Source organism: Sorangium sp. So ce1153 (assembly GCF_051521595.1).
Taxonomy (GTDB): Bacteria; Myxococcota_A; Polyangia; order Polyangiales; family Polyangiaceae; genus Sorangium.
This window is the reverse complement of sequence record NZ_CP150361.1, coordinates 8,474,335-8,492,934: the sequence shown is the minus strand read 5'-3', so window position 1 is coordinate 8,492,934 and position 18,600 is coordinate 8,474,335. Positions and strand designations below refer to the sequence as shown.

Below are 18,600 nucleotides of genomic sequence, written 5' to 3'. Positions count from 1 at the left end.
GTACCAGCCGGCGCGAAGAATGAAACCGCCCTGAGCGGTCGCCAGGTCAGCAGCGCCAGCCGGCGATGCCTCACCTCGGTAGGAAATTCAATCGGCCACGGGATCTTCCACCGGCAACGGCGGGTGCAGCGCAAGGTCACGGACGCAGGCGCCCGCCCGCGCCGCCGGCTCCACACGTGCTCGTCGCCGCGCCGAGGGCGCTGATGCTCACGTTTCAGGTCCATGTCCGCGGCAAGAAGCGCGAGCAGGGGTCGTACTACTAGAGCTCTTGTTACAACGTGCAGATAAGCCGCTGGCCGCGGACGGAGTAGGCACCTTCGCGTTGCTCGATCCAGGCGATGAGCAGCTTGACGCCGAGCTGCGCGACGGTCGAGCTGAGGATCTGCGCGCTGCTGCCGTCCGGAAGGGCGAAGATCTGCTCCTGAGGGAGCAATGACTCACCCCTTCGCGTGAACCAGCCCAGAATCACGCTCTTTCCAGGGGGCGGCACCAACGTCACATACACGTTTTCGCCGTCGCTCATGGGGGGAGCCGGGGGGTTGTACTGGTTCACATTCTGGAGCTTGAAGACGGGAGTAAAGCCAGGCGGGGGGACCTTGACGAGCGACGAGAAGTCCCTCACGACGCCTACCTCCGCCGAGACGGCGAGCCTCGGCGGAGGAACAAGGTGCGCGATCAAGAGCGTGACACCATCGCCCTCGGGCAGCGGGAACGCCCCGAAGAAGGACTCCACCTCTTCAGGAGATGTGCTGAACTGGATCTGGTGCGCCACGCCGAGATCGGCGGCCGTGGCGCCCGTCCTGAAGAACGCTTGTCCGGTCGCGCTGTCGTCCAGCAGGAGGAGACGCTGGCCGTCCGTGACCGTGTAGAAGTGGACGTTGAGCGAGGCATCGTTACGTGGCCCCTGGGCCACCAGCGTCGGCGCAGGCTCGGCCGAGCCACCGACGACGAGCGATCGCGTCGAGCCGTCCGGCGCCGCGCACGTCGCTGCGTAAAAGGTCTCATCGCTCACCTGGGCGAACGCCATCGACGCTGGGACGTTGGGGCTCGAGCACTCCGGGGCGAGCGCGGGAAACCGCTCGAACGCCCCCCCGGACGACACGCCGTCGGCGGTCGTGGGGAAGACGAGCTGCCCGATGTCGGAACCCACCCTGCCCAGAAGGGTCACTTGCCCTTCCGACTCGCGGCCGGTGACGAAGGCCGCGCCGTCGGTGAGGGGGAACTCCGCTTTGGACCCGACAGGGTCCCGGAGCTCGTGCACCGTCCTGATCACGAGCCGGCTCGAAGCCTTGTCGATGACCGAGACGAAGACGCGATCGGGTCCGCTCGCGAGCACGAGCGAGGAGGTGTCGACCTCATGGCCTCCGAGGTCTTCGGACGTGAGGATGTCGAACGGCTCGAGGTCCAGCACGCACTTCGCCTCGGCCGGCACGCAGACGCCGTCCTGACAGACGCCGCCCGGGCACTCGAGAGGAACGCTGCAGCCTTTGCCGCCGTTGCCTTCTTGGTCCGGCTCCGCGTCGGTGCGCACGCCAGCGATGATCTGGCAGCCGGCGACGAGAAGAGCGCCCCCGGCGATGACGAGCTGCCATGGTCGCGTCTGGCGCATCTCAGAAGCTACCTCGCAACGACATCCCCGCTGTTCCCACCCCGACCGCAGGCCAGAGGCGCACCTCGAGCGCCGTCGGCGGCGCGGCCTGGCGCGACGGCGCGGTCAGGAGCACGACCAGGCCTGTGATGAGCGCCGCGCCTCCCACCGCGAACGCCACGTTGGAGATGTTGGCGGTCGTGTTGGCGTCCTGATGGAGCTTGACCCCCTCGGCGTCACAACGGGGAGGGTCGTCGTTGGTGCACCCGTGCTGGTCGCGCGCCTCGCTCATTTTCATCAGCGTATCGACGCCGAACGCGGTGCCTACCGCGATCCCGGCCAAGCTCACCCCGCCCAGCACGACGAGCCCCACGGTCCGCTGCGCGCTCCACGAGCTCGCCGCCGGCGCGGCGCTCGTGGCCACGCGCGCGCCCCGCTCGGGCACGGTGGGCGCTTCCAGCGCGGGCGCGTCCTCGAGCCGAGGGACTCGTACCGTGCTCTGCCCTGCCTTCGGCTCGATGAGCACCTTCGCGCTCCATGCCTTCTTGCCAGGCGCCGCCGCCTCGATCGTATGCTCGCCCGGATCGACCGGGAGCGCCGAGCCGAACAGCGCCGCATCGAGCCGCTTCTTGTTGCGCCGCACCTCGAGCCCCTCGACCCGGGCCTCCGGCGCCACCTCGATGACGAGCCTCGAGAGCTGCGGCTCGAGGAGACCCGCCCGCCGCGCCGCTTCCTTCGAGCGCCGCCGATCGCCCGCTTTGCGCGCCATCGCCTCGGCGTCATTGAAGGTCGCCCAGGCGCTCGCCGTCTCGCCATTGAGCTCGTAGCAATCCGCCAGGGCGAGCAGCGTCCCGGCCACGGGATCCAGCTGCTGGCTGGCGACGAGCTTCGAGCACCCCAGGGCGTGCCTGCCCTGCTTGATGAGCGCGCGCCCCTCGCGGAAGAGCACATCGGCGGCCGCCCGGTCCTCGGCGGTCGGGTCCGCGAGGGCGCGCGGCGCGAGCGATAACGATAGGATCAGCGCACTGGCAGCGATGACGCTGCGCTTGACACGCATCGGGCCTGGGCCACACACCGCGCCCATTATGTCGGCGCCCCTCGCCGCTGTCCCGGTGCTAGCGCCGGTCATCGTACGAAAACGTCGGCTCAGGCTTCGGGGTGGGAGGGCCCTTGGCCGGGGGCTTCGCCTGCAGGGGGGGCTTCGCCGCCTTCCGCGCGGCCGTCGCCGTCGCCGTCGCCGAAGGCAAGGTGGGCTCCGCCTGCGCTTTCGCGCTCGCGACGTGAGAGGCGATCGTGGAGGGCGGAGCCTCGGGTTCAACGGGCGCGGACGGGGCCGCGTCCGGCGCCCCCAGGGCGGCCGCCCGCGAGCCTGTCGTTGACGGGGGTGGCGCCCGCTCCTGCCTCCCCCCGACGAGCGCCGCGAGCGCAGCGCCCACGAAGAACGCGCTGGTGAGGAGAAGGAGAGCCCGGCGGGGCGGCTTCTCCCGCAGCACCTCGAAGAACGACGAGGTGCTGCGGGGCGGGTACAGGGTGAGCGCTGTCTCCGCCACGGAATTGAGCGGGACCGGCGCGGTCGCCTCTGCTGCCTCGGCGCTGGCCGGCGGCGGGCTGGCGCTGACCGGCGGCGGGCTGGCGCTGACCGGCGGCGGGAAGGACACCACGCGGCGCCCCCCCGGCTCGTCCTTGGCTCCCGACGAGGACAACCGCTGCATGTTGAGAACGCGCCAGACCCGCTCCGGATAGCCCCGCGCCCGCGCGGGCGCGTGAGGCGCGAGGGCGCCGGCGAACGCTGCCACGTCGCTCCAGCGCTGCTCGCGATCGTGCGTCAAACACCGCTGGATCACCGCGTCGAGCTCCGGGGGCACGTCGCTCCGGCGCTCGCGGAGCGGCGTCGGCTGCGCCGCGAGGATGCGCCCGTAGAACTCCGCCAAGGTGTTCGCGTGAAACGGCGTCTGCCCGGCGATGAGCTCATACAGGAGGACGCCGAGCGCCCATAGGTCGGAGCGCGCGTCGACGTCCTTCGACGAGTTCATCTGCTCGGGCGACATGTAGTAGGGGGAGCCGAGCGTCTGGTCGTCATCGGTGAGGGCGAGGTCCGCGCCGCTGATCTTCGAGATGCCGAAGTCGAGGACCTTGATGCACGGCGAGCCGCTGACGTCCTGCGCGACGAAGAGGTTCGCCGGCTTCAGGTCGCGGTGCACGATCCCGGCGGCGTGCGCCTCACCGACGGCCTCGCACGTCTGGAGGACGTACTCCAAGGCGTCGTCGAGCGAGAGCGCCCCGCTCTCCTTGAGCAGCGCGGCGAGATCTCGTCCTTCGAGGAACTCCATGACGATGTACGGCGCCCCGCCCTCGAGGGTGCCGACATCGAACACCCGGGCGACGTGCTGGCTACGCAGCCGCACCGCCGCGCGCGCCTCGCGCAAGAAGCGCTCGCGCGCGTCGGCGGTGACGTTGTGGGCCGAGCGCATGAACTTGACGGCGACGCACTGGCCGAGTTCGACGTGGACCGCCGCGACGACGATCCCCATGCTCCCCGTGCCGAGCAGACGCTCCACGCGGTACTTGCCCGCCAGGATGTCGCCGGGCTGGACCGGGACGTTGCGCATGGCTCGCCATGTGGTCTCAGCGGCTCCGGGAGGTCAAGCGCCGCTTTGATGGGCTCGCGTGCGCTCCGCCGCCCTGAAACGCGCTGGCAACCCCCGCATACCCGGAGAGATGACGCCGCGGGCAGCAGGAGCTTTTCCCGGTGTGGGACACAGTGCGCCATGTGCCGTTGCGACACACATCAGGTGCCCACGACAGTCACCGTTCTTCGCGGAGAACTCGAGCAGGTAAGATCGGGGATGGGCGGTGTCCGGAATGAGGCGTTATGTCCAGCTCTCTATTCTTCTTCCCCGCGGCTGGCCGTCGATGAAGACGCGCGCGCCGCTGGTCCCGGTCACGTGCAACCTCGCCGGCTTCGGCCTCGCCGGCTTCGGCCGCAGCACGCTGTGCCGCGCCATCAGCTCGCCGGGGGCCGCGATCGTCTCCTGGCGGGATCGTCGGGCGCGAGGCGCCTGGACTGCCGGGAGTGCGCTGCGTTACGCTCGGCGGCAGTCGCTGGAGGAGGTGCCATGAGCCTGTTCGACGTTCCGGTCCTGCCGCAGAACGACACGCCGGAGAACCGCGAGAAGCGAGCGCAAGCGCTCGCGCAGCAGCAGACCCGGTATCGGTACGATTACCCGTCCATCGTCGGCGGACTGCCGATGGCGGCGGCGCCCATCCCGGTCGATCTTTCCCTCGATTGGTCGCTTCAGGTCGCCGGGGTCGCCATCGCGCTCGGCGAGAACCTCGTCAGCATCCTCTTGCCGAACACGTTCAGCTTCGACGTCCAGATCCCGATCGTCCTCGGACAATCGGGCTTCAGCGATCGGGGCGAGGCCCAGCCCAGGGGCGAGGTCGTGAGCCCGGACCCGAACGTGGTGAAGGGCGACCCCGAGCTCGTGAGGCGGGCGATCGCGCTTCACGGATTTCTTTCCGAGCAGCGCGAGAAGCTCGGAAAGCTCGCGGAGAGGGCGCACGCGCAGAAGAGCCCGCAGCCTCCCGACCCGCTCTCGCTCGTCCGCCGCGCGAAGGCGGACGTGGCGCGCGTGCTCCCCACACAGCTCTCCAAGGCGTTCCCCGCGGCGCCCATCAAGGCGCCCGCCACGACCACCGAGGCAGCGGGCGGGACCGAGGTCGCGGACGCGAGGGACATCGGCCAGTGGCTCGCCGATCTGGTGAAGGAGATTCTCGACTTCTATCTCTCGGTGGTGGGCCTCCGGGGGCGCGCCGACGATCTCCAGCAATATGCCGCGCAGTTCCGCAAGATCCCGCTGCCCCCCTCCGCTGGCGTCTCGCAGACGGACGAGTTCTTCGCCGCGCTGCGCGTCGCCGGCCCGAACGCGATGATCCTCCGGCGCGCGACGCCAGCCGATCTCGCGGCGTTCCCCGTGACGGACGAACGATTCGCCAGCGTGACGGGCGAGCGCGGCGCGACCGTCCAGGAGGCCGCCAGCGCCGGGCGTATCTATATTGTCGACTACTCTGCGCTCACCAAGCTCGATCCTGGCACGACCCCGCAACAGAAATACGCCTGGGCCCCGAAGGCCCTGTTCTACGTGCCCGCCGCGGGCTCGGGTCGTCGCTCGCTGCGGCCGCTCGCGATCCAGACGGCCCAGGACGCCCAGAGCCCCATCTTCTACCCGAGCGACGACGTGTCCTGGACCATCGCCAAGCTCGTCGTCAACATCGCCGACGGGAACTACCACGAGCTCATCAGCCATCTCGGGCTCACCCACCTGCTCACCGAGCCTTTCGTGCTGGCGACCGCGCGCCAGCTCGACCCCACGCACCCGCTCAACATCCTGCTCACGCCGCACTTCGCGGGCACCCTGCTCATCAACTACGCGGCCCAGACGTCGCTCATCACGCCGGGCGGCCCGGTGGATCTCCTGCTCACGGGCACCAGCGCGTCGCTGAACGCGCTCGCCGCGAGCGCCGTCCAGGAGGTGCGCTATAACCAGACGTTCCTCCCCCAGGCGCTCGCCGCCCGGGGGGTCGACTCGAAGCAGGCGCTCCCCGATTATCCCTACCGCGACGACGCCCTGACGATCTGGAACGCCATTCACCGCTGGGTCTCGGATTACGTGGGCATCTATTACGAGAGCGACGGGGACGTCGCGGGCGACTACGAGCTGCAGGCGTGGGTGCAGGAGCTCGTGACTGCCGGCCACATCCAGGACATCGGCGAGGGCGCCCCCGGCGCGGCCGCCCAGATCAAGACGGTCGGATATCTGTCCACGCTCCTCACCCAGGTGATCTTCACGGCCAGCGCGCAGCATGCGGCCGTGAACTTCCCGCAGCGCACGATCATGAGCTACACGCCGGCCCTCCCGCTCGCCGGCTTCGCGCCGTTCCCCGCGCCCGCCGGCGCGCCGGTGACGCAGGTGCTCGACGTACTGGCGCCGCTCGGCGAGTCCATCCTGCAGCAGGCGGTGCTGGGGGGGCTCGGCGCCGTCTATCACACCGCGCTCGGCCAGTACGGCGGGAAATTCTCGGATCTGCGGGCGCGCGCCGCGCTCGCGAGCTTCCAGAAGCGGCTCCAGGCCATCGAGCAGCAGATCAACCTCGCGAACGGCCTCGGCGAGCGCACGGCCTACTCGACCCTCCTGCCCTCGGCCATCCCGCAGAGCATCAATATCTGAGCGGCGCCGGCGGGCTCCTGGACACGGAGGTGCGTCGTCAGGCACCATGGCGGCGAGGGGTCGATCGCCCGCGCACGCCTTCGCGCTTGCCGACGCGAGGAACGAAACTGCCTCGAGCGGTCGCCGGGTCGGCAGCGCCAGCCGGCGATGCCTGGAGACGCGCTGCTGGTCGATGATCCTCAGGGGATCTGGACATCCGCGGAGCCGATCTTCACCGGATCGTTCGGCTCGTTGAGGTTGTCCCAGCGCCGGTACAGCTCGACGGCGACTGCCCCCTTGCCCAGGCCCCCGAGCGTCATGCCGATATCGTAACGGCAGTCGCACCCGGCGACGGCGCCCGGGTCCATCTCCGTCGGCTGCACGAGCACCTCCACCTTGCCGCCGGCCTTCCGGACGAACCCTTCGACCTCCTGGTCGCAGCGAAAGTGCGCGGCGCGGTAGTCGAGGCGCACGGCTCCGCTCTCGGGCGTGGCCGCGAGCGTCTCCTTCACCGTCTCGTCGTACGCGCTCGCCATGCACTCGCTCTGCGTGAGGCCCTCGATCGCCTCCGCGTCCTCCCACCCCTCGGGCAGGTCCGCCCCGCCGCAACCGACCAGCACGAGCATGCCCGCCGTCACCATCCATTTGCGCATCGTGTCCCTCCGGTCGGCGGTCAACGCAAGGTGCGTACCGGCCTGTGCAGTCGAGAGCACGCCCGGCGGCGGCTGGCGTGGAGCGACACCGACGTCACGGGTGTGCCACCGGCGCCCGCGACGTCCGGCGCGACCCGCGGAGTCGCACGGGCCAGCGCGCGGTGCGCGAGTGGCGGAGATTTGCCGCTCCGTTGTATTCCAGGTGCGCCGTGGTATACGCGCGCCGCTGCCTGGAGGACATTCATGCGGATAGGGTTCGTTGCGCTCCTCGCGTTGGTCACTGGCTGTGCGGGACAGAGCAAAACGGCGCAACAGCGGCTCGCCGAGGTCAAGGCTTACCGCCGTGCTCAGGAGATCGAACAGCAAGAGAAGGAGAAGAAGACGGCCGGCCCGCCTCCGGCGGGCGCCGTCGCGGCGCCGGCGCCGGGCGCCGCGCCTGCGGGCCAGGGGGCGCCGTCGACGCTCGGCGCGCCTGCCGTCCAGCCGGGCGGGGCGACAGGCCAGCCTGGCGCGCCGGCCGCGGCGACAGGCCAGTCGGGCGCGCCGGCCGCCCCGTCGTCAGGCGCGGCGGATGACCAGGCGAGCAGGGGACCGCGCGCAGGGCGGGTCGGTCTCGGCGTCACGGTAGGCGGCGCGACGGCCGCGACGGGCCAGCTGCTCCCCATGAGCTCGAGCCTCGCCCTCCGCGGCTTCGTCAGCGACTCGGTATCTCTGGCCGGCGTGGCGGGGATAGGTATCGGCACGTCGGACAGCGAGACGGAGGTGAGCCTCGGGGCCGGAGCCGAGGTGGTCGTCTTCCTCGGCGACCTCGGCGAGCACGTTTACCCCTTCTTCGTTGGCGAAGCCGCGTACCACCGGCGCTCTGTCAGCGCGTCGGGCGACGGCGAGCCGAGCGGCCCGGGGGCCGAGGACGGCGCGGCCTCGTCCTCGTCGCTCGCCGCCGGAGGCGGGCTTGAATACTGGGTCGCGCCGCGGCTCTCCGTGAACGCGCGCCTGATGGTGGGCGGCGTGTTCGGCGAAGGCGGCGCCTTCTTCGAGACGTTCAGGCCTGGCCTCGGCGTGACCCTGTTCGGCAACTGAGCGACGCCCGCCCTGCGCGCGCGGGGCGGCGCCGTGAGCAGGGCGGCCGCGCCGCTGGTACAAGAGGCGGCGTGAGACGCCTCGCCGCCCTCGCCGCCCTCGCCCTCTCGCTGTGCGCCTGCGCGGGCAGCACGACCGCCGGCGCCCCCCGCTGCCTCACCGGGGCCACGCCGCGGGTGGGCCGGCCAGTGCCGGACGAGATGCTCGCGCTGGTGCGGCGCGAGCGGGAGCGGGCCGCCCGGGCGCCGTCCCCGCTCGTCCGCGCCCGCATCCTCGAGTCCCTCCCGGGCCTCTTCCCGGACGCGAGCGACGGCGTCGGCGAGCCCCGCTGCCGCGAGGAACTCGCGGCCGAGAACGCGGCGGCGCTGCGCGCCGAACCGCTCGTCTTCTCGCGGCTCCTCGTCGCCCGGCTGCGCACCGTGCACGACCCGCGGGTCCTCCTGCCGCTCGCCGCGGGCGGCGAGGAGCGCGCCACCGCCTACCAGCTCGGCCCGGACGAGCCCGGGCCGGCTCCGCCGCGATCCCTCGTCAGGCACCTCGCCCTGGCGAGCCTCCCTGCGTCCTGGCTCGTGAACGACCAGGCGGGCCGGCGGCTCGTGCTCGACCGGCTGCGCGAGGGCGCCGACGCCCGCGAGCTGCTCCTCCTGCACGGCGCCGCGGCCGCGCTGCTCCGCGAGGCGCCCTCGGGCGACCCCGCGCGCGCGCAGGGCGACGCGGGGCTGTCGCTGCTGCACGCGTGGCTGCCCGACCTCGCCCGGCGGCTGGAGGGCCCGGCGGACCGCGTCGCGCTGGAGCTCGTGCTCCGCCGGCTCGCCGACGTGGGGACGCACGCGGCGCGCCTCGGCGTGGGCCCCGAGGCGCGGGCGCTCGTCGAGAGGGTCCTCGCGGCGAGGGGCGAGCTCCCGCTCACGCAGGGGCTCGCCGGGGCCGCGCGCGACCTGGCCGAGGTGGCGCGCGGGGCGCTCCACGACCTCGACGTCCCGCAGCGATCGCCCGCCGGCGCCGACCTGCCGCCGCCACGGCGGGAGCGCTTCCGCGTGTGGGCGGACTGGCTCGACGCCGAGCCCGCGGGCGGCGAGGTCCCGGCGGCCGACGCGCTCGCGCGCGTGCGCGACCTCGACGGGGAGCTCGCGGCGCTGCGCTTCAGCGCGCCGCGCTGCCGCGTGATCGAGGAGCTCGGGCAGTGGCTCCCGCCTGACGAGGCGTCCCGGCGCTTCGACGCGCTCGTCGCCCCCGTGCTCGACGGCGAGCGCGTCCGGCTGAGCACCGAGGCGCTCTGCCGGATGCGCGTGGCGCTCCGGCTCGACGGCGTGGACGAGGCGCGGCGGGTGAGGCTCCTGCTCCGGCTGCTCTCCGCCACGCCCGCGCAGATCGGCCCGCGCGACACGAGCGGCGACGAGCCGCGCCCCGCGCTCGGGGCGCCCCTCGACGAGGAGCCCGTGGGCGACGTGGCCGCGCGCGCGCTCGCGCGGAACCTCGGCTGGGTCGACCGCCACGCGGACCTGCGCGCGTGGCTCGAGGCGCAGGCGCTCGCGCCCGTCCCGTCCGGCGCGCGGGCCGCGGAGCGCTGGAGCGTCCTCCAGCCCGCCTTCGAGCGCGTGCTCGCGCTGCACGCGGCCGGGGGCCCGGAGGCGCGCCCCGAGGCGGCGCGCGCGATCGTGCGCGCGTGGATGGCGTCCATCCGCGCGGCGGAGGCGCGGCAGGGCGCCGACCACGCCTTCGCGGGCGAGATCGCGAGCGCGCGCCTCCGGGCGCTCGGCGAGCACGGCGGGCGCGCCGGCCTCGCCGAGGAGGTCGGCGCGTTCCTGGGCGAGCGCAAGGACCAGCGGGCGGCGGTGATCGCGTCGTACCTGCTGACGCTCTAGCTCCGCAGGACCAGCGGGCGGCGGTGATCGCGTCGTACCTGCTGGCGCTCTAGCTCCGCAGGACCAGCGGGCGGCGGTGATCGCGTCGTACCTGCTGACGCTCTAGCTCCGCCCGCCAGCGGTCCGGCCGTGGATGGCCGGACTTCTGCGCCGCGTCGCGGCGGCTTCGCGCTGGCGGCGCTGGTTTTGTTCCCTCGGGGCCTCCGCTCGGGACATCACGCTGCACCTCGGCTGCAAGGGCGGCTATCCTGGCGGCATGACGAACCTTCGCGGGCCTGCGATGGCAGCGCTCGTCAGCCTCTCCGCCTGCAGCGTCCAGGAGCGCAACTTCGCTGGCGCGGGCGGGGCGGGCGGCGGTGATGGCGCCGGGACGACCGAACACTCCAGCGCGAGCACCGGCACGAGCACGAGCACGAGCGACGGCACGAGCGCCACGACCGGCTGCACGCAGGTCGAGGACTGCTTCAACGGCGGTGACGACGACTGCGACGACGCCGTCGACTGCGCGGACCCGGACTGCGCGGAGGGCGCGGTCTGCCTGACGGCCCCCACGAACTTCGAGCTTGGCGTCCTCTTGGACGCGGCCGAGCCGTGCCCCGACGGGTTCACCGAGAAGGAGACGCTCCTCTTCCGCGGCCTCTCCGGCAGCGGCTGCGAGGGGTGCGGCTGCACGCCGAACCCCACCGACTGCACGGCGGATCTCTACCTCTACGCCGACGCGTCGCAGTGCGAGGCCGACGAGGGCGGGACGCGCGGCACGCTCGCGAAGACGGTCGGGTTCACGTGCGATTCGAGGCCGATCAACAACGGGTTCGTCAGCTGGGGCGGCGTGCGCGTGGCCCCCTTCGACGTGATTCAGAGCTGCACCGCGACCGGCACGGCGATCCCCGCGCCGGCGACGTGGGCCGAGTCGAGGAAGTTTTGCCGCGCGAGCGCCGGCGCGGGCTGCGGGGCCGGCCAGGCCTGCGTCCCGAGGCAGGCGCCGGCGGCGCAATGCGCGCTCGTGTCCGGCAGCGCCACCTGCAGCGGCTACGCGCGGCGCGAGAGCGACTGGTTCCGGGGGTACAACGACACCCGGACGTGCTCGTCGTGCTCGTGCACCGCGAGCGGCGGCGACTGCAACTACGTGAGCGTCGAGCTCGGCAACGACTACAGCTGCATCAACCACGCCCGGATACAGCAGGGCGGGCGGTACTGCGAGTACGCCTACTCGCCCCCGGCTCACCTCGTCGGCGAGCCGACCAACTCCACCTGCACGTCGCGCACGACCCTCAGCGGCTCGCTGGATCCCACGGGGCAGTCGACGCTCTGCTGCGTCGAGTAGCGGCGCGCGCTCCCCCGCGCGGCGCGCGGGGTGGTCGTACCGGTCCTCGCGCGGCGGCGGCGCGCCGACGCCGGCTGCTCCCACAAGCGCATCGGTGAGCGGACCGGAGAGGCTTCGCGGGCTGGATCCCGGATCCACCTCGGTCGCGAAAAATAACCCGGCGCGTAGCGCGCTCCTTCGCGCGGCCTCCGCGAGATCGGCATGCTCGAGCGCCGGCCTGCGCTACGCTCATCGGCGGCCCGGAGCCTCTATGCGATCACTCGATGGGCAGCCCACGTCCGCCAGGTCCGTCTTCGAGGCGGAGGCGCGCCGCCACGACCGGACGGTCGAGCGACTCCTGCGCTTGCAGGCGATCACCGCGGCGCTCGCGGGCGCGCGCACCCTGGCCGAGATCGCGAGCACCATCATCGATCAGGGGATGCCCGCGCTCGGCGCCGAGGTGGGCGTCGTCGCGCGCCTGTCGTCCGACGGCGCCGCGCTCCGCAACCTCGGCTTCAAGGGGGTCTCTTCCGAGACCGAGGCGGACTGGGCGGAGTATCCGGTCGACTCCCCCGTTCCTGTCGCCGAGGCGGCGCGCGTGGGCGCGCCCGTCGTCGTGCCGACGCGCGAGGAGCGCAACGCGCGCTATCCCGTCCTCGCCAGCGTCCATGGCGTGGAGCACGGGGGCGCCGTCGTCGCGTATCCGCTCGTCGTCGAGGCGAGGACCGTCGGCTCGCTCGGGTTCTGCTTTCCTGCCTCGCGCGCGTTCGACGCCGACGATCACGCGTTCCTCCTCGCCATCGCCCAGCAGTGCGCGGTCGCGATCGAGCGGGTGCGCTGGCACGAGGTCGCGGAGCAGGAGATCGCGCACCGCCGGGCGTCCGAGGAGGCGCTGCGCGCCCGGGAGCGGGACCTCACCGCCCTCGTCGCCGAGCTCAAGCAGACCCAGGACGCCCTCCGGGACGCCGACCGGCGCAAGGACGAGTTCCTGGCGATGCTCGCCCACGAGCTGCGCAACCCGCTCGCGCCCCTCGTGAACGCCGTGGAGCTGCTCGAGGTGGCCGGCCCGTCGACGCCGGTGGTCGAGCGCGCGCGCGCGATCATGAGCCGCCAGATCGGGCACATGGCCCGCCTGGTCGACGACCTGCTCGACATCTCGCGCATCTCCCGGGGCAAGATCGCGCTGTCCGTCGAGCGCCTCGATCTCGTCGAGCTCGCGCGCGCCACGGCCCTCGACTACCGGTCGCTGCTCGAGGCGCGCGGCGTGCGCTTCGAGCTCGCGCTGCCGGCCGCGCCTGTGTGGCTCCGGGCCGACGCGACCCGGCTCGCTCAGGCGATCGGCAACCTGCTCCAGAACGCGAACAAGTTCACCGACGACGGCGGCTCGGTCCGCCTCTCGGTCGTGCCCGATCGCGAGCGCGGCGCCGTCTCCGTCGAGGTCGCGGACACCGGCGTGGGCATGGATCCGGCCCTCCTCGAGCGGATCTTCGAGCCGTTCACCCAGGCTGACCGGAGCCTCGCCCGCAGCCGCGGTGGGCTGGGGCTCGGGCTCGCGCTGGTCAAGGGGGTGGTCGAGCTCCACGGCGGCGGCGTGCGCGCGGCGAGCGCTGGCGTCGGCCGCGGCGCGGCGTTCACGATCACGCTGCCGCTGGGCTCCGCCGCGCCTCGCTCCGCCGCCGCAGCCGCGCCTCGCTCCGCGGCCGCGGCCGGCGCGAGCAGCGCGCGGCGCATCCTGATCATCGAGGACAACCTCGACGCGGCCGACAGCCTGCGCATGCTGCTCGAGCGCCGCGGCCACGCCGTGTCCGTCGCGCACAGCGGCGACGACGGCGTGTCCGCCGCGCGCGCCGCCCGGCCCGACGTGATCCTCTGCGACATCGGGCTGCCGGGCGAGATGAACGGCTATGGCGTGGCGCGGGCGCTGCGCGGCGAGAGCGCTCTCGAAGGGACGCTGATGGTCGCGCTCACCGGCTACGGTCAGGAAGAGGACCGGAAGCTCGCCCACGCCGCGGGGTTCGACGCCCACCTGACGAAGCCGGTGGCCCAGTCGACGCTGGAGCGGCTCCTCGCGGAGCTCGCGCCGTTGCCCGAGGCGGCGCGGGCCGCGCGCGGTTGAGCCGCCGCGGGGGAGCTCCCGGTGGAGGGACCGGGACAACGCTGGATCGCCGAGGCACCCTCATCGCGATTGAGCCTCTGCGCGAGAGCCGATGTCGCGTCACTGGCCGCGTCGAGGCGCTCGGCGCGCTGTAAGCGCTCCATGTGGGCCCCGAGCCCGCGCGGTCAGGCCCGGATCAGCGTCACCTGCCGCCCGCCCGGGGTCATCTCCGGCGCGGCCGAGAGGCGCTGCGCGAGGGGGGGCGCGTCCGTCCGGCGATCGAAGATCACCAGCCATCCGGTCGAGAGACCCAGGCCAGCCAGGTAGCCGTCGATCTGGTCAAGGCCCTCCTTGAGCGGGTCGGCGTCCGCCGGCCGCCACACCTTGATCTCGATCGCCAGCGCCTCGCCCCGATACCGCACGAGAAGGTCCATCCGCCCGCGGCCGATGGCGTACTCGCGCTCGATCGATCCCCCGTTCACCACCCGGTGAAGGAAGGCCATGAGGACGAGGTGCGGCGCGATCTCGTGATACGGCGCCGTGGCGAGCAGCGGCTCCCCGTGTTGCCGCCAGAAGTCGAGGAACGCGCGCAGGAGCGCCTCACGGTCGAGTCGGCCATCCGGCGTGAGCCATGTGGCCGGGATCTGCGGCAGAGCGTCGCGCGTCCCGTCGGCGAGCGCCCGCACGATGATCTCTCGGTAAATCGGGTTCGCCACCGTGAGCCCCCCGAGCTCCGAGCGACGCAGCAGGCCGAGATCCACGACGAAGCGGCGGTCGTCCTCCGGCACGTTGCCGGGCGTGCCGCCCGCGAGCATCGGCTCGACGATCGCGCGCACCCGCGGCTCCTGCAGCCGGTCCATGAGGCTGTCGAGGTGCGTGTCCTGCCGCCGGATCAGGATCTCCTTGGCCTGCTCGACGTGATCGGCCGTGATGGGCTGCGCCGGATCCCGCACCAGCACCTCGGTGAGCTGCTGGCCCAGCGCATTGACGAGCCACGGCTGACCCTGCGTCAGGTAGTAGGCGCGATCGACCGCCTCTGGCGAGAACACCTGGCCTGTCTCGCTGGTGTGCTGGCGATAGAGATCCGCCACCTCGTCGCCCGTGAAGTTGCGCATCGTGAGCGACTCGGCCTTGATGTTGAACGGGCTCGCCGTGCCCAGTCGTCCGGTGCCGCCGGACGCTACCTTGTAATCGCGCACGTCGCGCAGGCCGATGAGCGCCAGCGACCAGGGGAAGTGCCCCGGGCGCGTGGGGTATCCGGCGCGGATCTGCCGCAGGGCCGAGATGAGCGCGTTATCCTGGAGCGAATCGATCTCGTCGAGGAAGAGGACGAGAGGGCGGGGCGCGGTCTCGGCCCAGGCGCGCAGCGCAGCGCTGAGGCGGCTGCCGGGGGGCGCGTCTGGCCAGGGTGGTGGCTGCAAGTCGGGGGGGAGCCAGGCGGCCGTCCACCCCCGCCACGACTCGAGGATGGCCAGCTCCGCGGCGCCGAGATCATGGGGGAAGGGGGCGCCATGCTCCATCGGGAGCAGGACCGCCACGTACCGGCCCTCGGCCGTGAGCTCACGACCCAGGCTGAGCAGGGTCGTCGTCTTCCCGACCTGCCGCGGCGCGTGCAGGACGAAATAGCGCTTCTTCTCGATCAGCCTCCGCGCGTCAGGCAGGCGAGCCATCACGGGCAGGGTGTAGTGGTCGGCGGGATCGTTGGGGCCGGCCGTGTTGAAGGAGCGCGCCACGGCCGGAGCTTTCGGACGGAGGGCACCGGCGGTCAAGCCGTGTCGGCGCTGCGCTGCACGCTCGCCGGGCACGGCGGCGCGGCGCGCCGCCTTCTCCCGTTGAGCGCGCGGCGGTAGGATGTGGCTGCATGAGGGCGTCCCTGCTGATCGTCTCGCTCCAGCTCCTCGCGGCGTGTGCCCCCGAGTTGCGGCTCGGTGAGCTCCCCGGCTCCGGTCCTGGAGTGGGCGGCGGGGAGAGCGCCTCTGGCGGCGGAGGCGCCGGCGGGTCCGGAACGGACGCAGGTGGCGGGCTGAGCAGCGCCGGGGGCGGCGGGACCGCTGGCGCCAGCGCGGGCGCCGGCGGGGAGAGCGCCTCTGGCGGCGGAGGCGCCGGGGGGCGCGATTGCGCGCGGGGCCCGTCCTGCCTCGCCGACGATGGCCTGATCGCGCGCTATTTCCTCGACGAGGCGGCGGCCGGAGTCGCGCCCGCGCAGGTCGAGGACGCCGCGGAGGCGCCGATGCCGCTCGCGCTGACCTACGGGCCGGAGATGAGCTTCGCGGCGGACGGCGCGGCGCACAGCGGGCTCTCCTGGACGGCGGCCGGCGCCGACGGCCGGGCCTCCGCCGCGATCGATGGCACCAAGATCCAGAGCGCGCTGCAAGGCGCCGTCGCCGGCACGATCGAGGCCGTGCTCCGCATCGCGGAGGTGGTCGAGAACGGCTCGCGTATCGTTCATATAGGCACTGGCTCGGAGGCTGGCCGCTTCACGCTCCGCTCCGAGACGCCGGGCCAGATCGTGCTCTGGTGGAACGGCGACTACTGCGGCGGCGCGTGGGACGCCGAGCTCCCGGAGCGCGCGGTGGTGCACGGCGTGTTCGACTCGACCGTCCAGGAGCCCGCCGAGGATCGGGTCCGGCTCTACATCAACGGTGCTCCGGCCCGGCGGATCAGCTCGGTCGGCGGCTATTGCGGGATGCACGCGAGCGTGCCCCCGCTCGGCACGACGCTCGATCTCCCCGACGGAAGGCACCTCGTCCTCGGCAACCGCGAGCTCGGCGAGCGGAGCTTCTCGGGCGCGCTCTATTACGCGGCGCTCTACGCGAAGGCGCTCACGCCGGCGGAGATCGAGCGAAACGCCGCCGCGCTGCTCGCGAGCGACGATCGCCCGGTGCAGTGAGCGGCGGTCCGGCGGCCCCGCCTCATTCGCGTCATGGCCGGCCGCGGACCGCGCGCCCGCTCACTCGGCCGACAGCGCCACCTGCGCCGGCTCCGCCGGCCGCCCGCGGTTCCACGCGGAAGCGACGGCGGCGAGCGACGCCATGACGGCGTTCTGGTGCGTCCCCACCCCGAAGCTGCGCTTGCGCCCGATCGAGACGGCCACGTAGGCCACGGACCCGGCGCCTGCGCGCGTGTCGGCGCCTGCGCGCGTGTCGGCGCCTGCGCGCGTGTCGGCGCCTGCGCGCGTGTCGGCGCCTGCGCGCGTGTCGACCACGTGCTCCGCGTGCTCGTCCACCGCGATCGAGATCCCGGCGTGACGCGAGAGCGCGCTCGCGAAGGCCTCGACCGGTCCAGCGCCGGCGGCGCTCAGCACCTGGGCGACGCCGCGGATCTGCACGTGGAACTCGTGTCGTGCGCTCGCGCCCTGGCCGCTTCGCCTGTGCTCCACGACGCGCAGCGGCGCGCCCCGGTTCACGTACTCGCGCTCGAAGATCGCCAGGATCTCGTCCTTCTGCACCTCGCCCTCGGTCCGCTCCGCCCGGCGCTGCACGGCCTGGCTCAGCTCGATCGCGAGCCCCCTGGGCAGCTGATACCCGTGCTCGTGCTCGAGCACGTAGGCCACGCCGCTCTTGCCCGACTGGCTGTTCACGCGGATCACCGCCTCGTAGCTGCGCCCGACGTCCTGCGGATCGATGGGCAGGTACGGTACCTCCCACAGCGCGCTCCCGCTCTCCCGCAGCGCCTTCCAGCCCTTCTTGATCGCGTCCTGGTGGGAGCCCGAGAAGGCGGTGTACACGAGCTCGCCGACGTACGGGTGGCGCGGGTGGACCGGCAGGCGATTGCAGTGCTCGGCCGTCTCCTTGATCGCCTGGACGTCGCGGATCTCGAGCTCGGGGTCGACGCCCTGGGAGAACAGGTTGAGCGCCAGGGTGACGACATCGACGTTCCCCGTGCGCTCGCCGTTGCCGAACAGCGTGCCTTCGACGCGGTCGGCGCCCGCCATCAGGGCGAGCTCCGCCGCGGCGACCGCGGTGCCCCGGTCGTTGTGCGGGTGCACGCTCAGCACGATGCAGTCGCGCTGCTTCAGGTTCCGGTGCATCCACTCGATCTGATCCGCGTAGATGTTGGGCGTGGCCATCTCGACGGTGGACGGCAGGTTCAGGATGATCTTCCGCGACGGGCTGGGCCGCCACACGTCCATCACCGCCTCGCAGATCTCCTTCGCGAAATCGAGCTCGGTGCCCGTGAAGCTCTCGGGGGAGTACTCGAGCACGACCTCTGTCTCTGGCATGCGCGCCGCGAGCTCCCTCACGAGGGTCGCCCCGCGCACCGCGATATCCACGATGCCCGCGCGGTCCAGGCCGAACACCACGCGTCGCTGGAGCGTGGAGGTGGAGTTGTAGAGGTGCACGACGGCGCGGCGCGCCCCGCGGATCGCCTCGAAGGTGCGCTCGATCAGCTCGGCGCGCGCCTGGGTGAGCACCTGGATGGTCACGTCGTCCGGGATGAGCCCCTCGTCGATGATGCGGCGCACGAAGTCGAAGTCAGGCTGCGACGCGCTGGGGAAGCCCACCTCGATCTCCTTGAACCCCATGCGCAGGAGCTCGTTCCACATGCGGAGCTTGCGCTCGGGCCCCATGGGCTCGACGAGGGCCTGGTTGCCGTCGCGCAGGTCCACGCTGCACCAGCGCGGCGCCCTCTCGATCGCGCGGCTGGGCCAGCGCCGGTCGGGCAGGTGGATGGGCTGAAAAGGTTTGTACTTGTGGACAGGCATCGTGGACATGAGAGGACTCCCGGAAAGCTGAAGATGGGAGCCGTCGCGACGACGATGCGAGGACCCCCACCGGGCCAAGGAACCAAGGGGGGCCGGGCTGCGAA

General features: G+C 72.6%; 13 protein-coding genes. 7 read left to right on the top strand and 6 right to left on the bottom strand.

What is annotated here, in order from left to right; translation table 11 throughout:
• Positions 1 to 271 precede the first annotated feature (271 nt).
• From WME85_RS30510 to WME85_RS30500, 3 genes are read right to left on the bottom strand one after another with little or no spacing between them, the layout of a single operon-like run.
• Complete coding sequence (locus WME85_RS30510) at positions 272 to 1,609, bottom strand: hypothetical protein (RefSeq protein WP_437826342.1); 1,338 nt, start codon at positions 1,607 to 1,609, stop codon at positions 272 to 274.
• Position 1,610: 1 nt separating this feature from the next.
• Positions 1,611 to 2,645, bottom strand: a complete 1,035-nt coding sequence (locus WME85_RS30505) for a hypothetical protein (RefSeq protein WP_437826340.1) — start codon at positions 2,643 to 2,645, stop codon at positions 1,611 to 1,613.
• 58 nt (positions 2,646 to 2,703) lie between these two features.
• Entirely contained in the window at positions 2,704 to 4,197 is a 1,494-nt protein-coding gene (locus WME85_RS30500; RefSeq protein WP_437826338.1) for a serine/threonine protein kinase, read from the bottom strand.
• Positions 4,198 to 4,450: 253 nt separating this feature from the next.
• Between WME85_RS30500 and WME85_RS30495 the strand changes: the two genes are divergently transcribed.
• On the top strand, positions 4,451 to 4,708 hold the full coding sequence (locus tag WME85_RS30495; protein ID WP_437826336.1) for a hypothetical protein: 258 nt from the start codon (positions 4,451 to 4,453) through the stop codon (positions 4,706 to 4,708).
• On the top strand, positions 4,705 to 6,816 hold the full coding sequence (locus WME85_RS30490; protein ID WP_437826334.1) for a lipoxygenase family protein: 2,112 nt from the start codon (positions 4,705 to 4,707) through the stop codon (positions 6,814 to 6,816). The genes WME85_RS30495 and WME85_RS30490 overlap by 4 nt, the downstream gene beginning before the upstream one ends.
• Positions 6,817 to 6,995: 179 nt before the next feature.
• Here the strand turns inward: WME85_RS30490 and WME85_RS30485 are convergent, their stop codons facing one another.
• Positions 6,996 to 7,448, bottom strand: coding sequence for a hypothetical protein (locus WME85_RS30485; protein ID WP_437826332.1), 453 nt, complete (start codon positions 7,446 to 7,448; stop codon positions 6,996 to 6,998).
• 243 nt (positions 7,449 to 7,691) lie between these two features.
• Between WME85_RS30485 and WME85_RS30480 the strand changes: the two genes are divergently transcribed.
• The 4 genes from WME85_RS30480 to WME85_RS30465 all read left to right on the top strand — a co-directional run bounded on the left by WME85_RS30480 (position 7,692) and on the right by WME85_RS30465 (position 13,812).
• The gene (locus tag WME85_RS30480) at positions 7,692 to 8,528 is read left to right on the top strand and encodes a hypothetical protein (RefSeq protein WP_437826329.1); all 837 of its coding nucleotides are present in this window, start codon (positions 7,692 to 7,694) and stop codon (positions 8,526 to 8,528) included.
• Between the two features lie 71 nt (positions 8,529 to 8,599).
• Complete coding sequence (locus WME85_RS30475; protein WP_437826327.1) at positions 8,600 to 10,393, top strand: hypothetical protein; 1,794 nt, start codon at positions 8,600 to 8,602, stop codon at positions 10,391 to 10,393.
• A 256-nt stretch (positions 10,394 to 10,649) separates the two neighbouring features.
• Positions 10,650 to 11,717, top strand: a complete 1,068-nt coding sequence (locus WME85_RS30470; protein WP_437826326.1) for a hypothetical protein — start codon at positions 10,650 to 10,652, stop codon at positions 11,715 to 11,717.
• 250 nt (positions 11,718 to 11,967) lie between these two features.
• Positions 11,968 to 13,812 carry a hybrid sensor histidine kinase/response regulator gene (locus tag WME85_RS30465; protein WP_437826325.1) on the top strand — a complete coding sequence of 615 codons (1,845 nt, stop codon included), beginning with the start codon at positions 11,968 to 11,970 and terminating at the stop codon, positions 13,810 to 13,812.
• A gap of 164 nt (positions 13,813 to 13,976) precedes the next feature.
• Here the strand turns inward: WME85_RS30465 and WME85_RS30460 are convergent, their stop codons facing one another.
• The gene (locus tag WME85_RS30460; protein ID WP_437826323.1) at positions 13,977 to 15,524 is read right to left on the bottom strand and encodes an ATP-binding protein; all 1,548 of its coding nucleotides are present in this window, start codon (positions 15,522 to 15,524) and stop codon (positions 13,977 to 13,979) included.
• Positions 15,525 to 15,652: 128 nt separating this feature from the next.
• Here WME85_RS30460 and WME85_RS30455 point away from each other — a divergent pair, with 128 nt between their 5' ends.
• Positions 15,653 to 16,681 carry a LamG-like jellyroll fold domain-containing protein gene (locus WME85_RS30455; RefSeq protein WP_437826322.1) on the top strand — a complete coding sequence of 343 codons (1,029 nt, stop codon included), beginning with the start codon at positions 15,653 to 15,655 and terminating at the stop codon, positions 16,679 to 16,681.
• A gap of 60 nt (positions 16,682 to 16,741) precedes the next feature.
• On the opposite strand, the gene leuA is transcribed toward WME85_RS30455, so the two are convergent.
• Positions 16,742 to 18,505, bottom strand: coding sequence for a 2-isopropylmalate synthase (gene leuA / locus WME85_RS30450; RefSeq protein ID WP_437826320.1), 1,764 nt, complete (start codon positions 18,503 to 18,505; stop codon positions 16,742 to 16,744).
• Between the last annotated feature and the right edge of the window lie 95 nt (positions 18,506 to 18,600).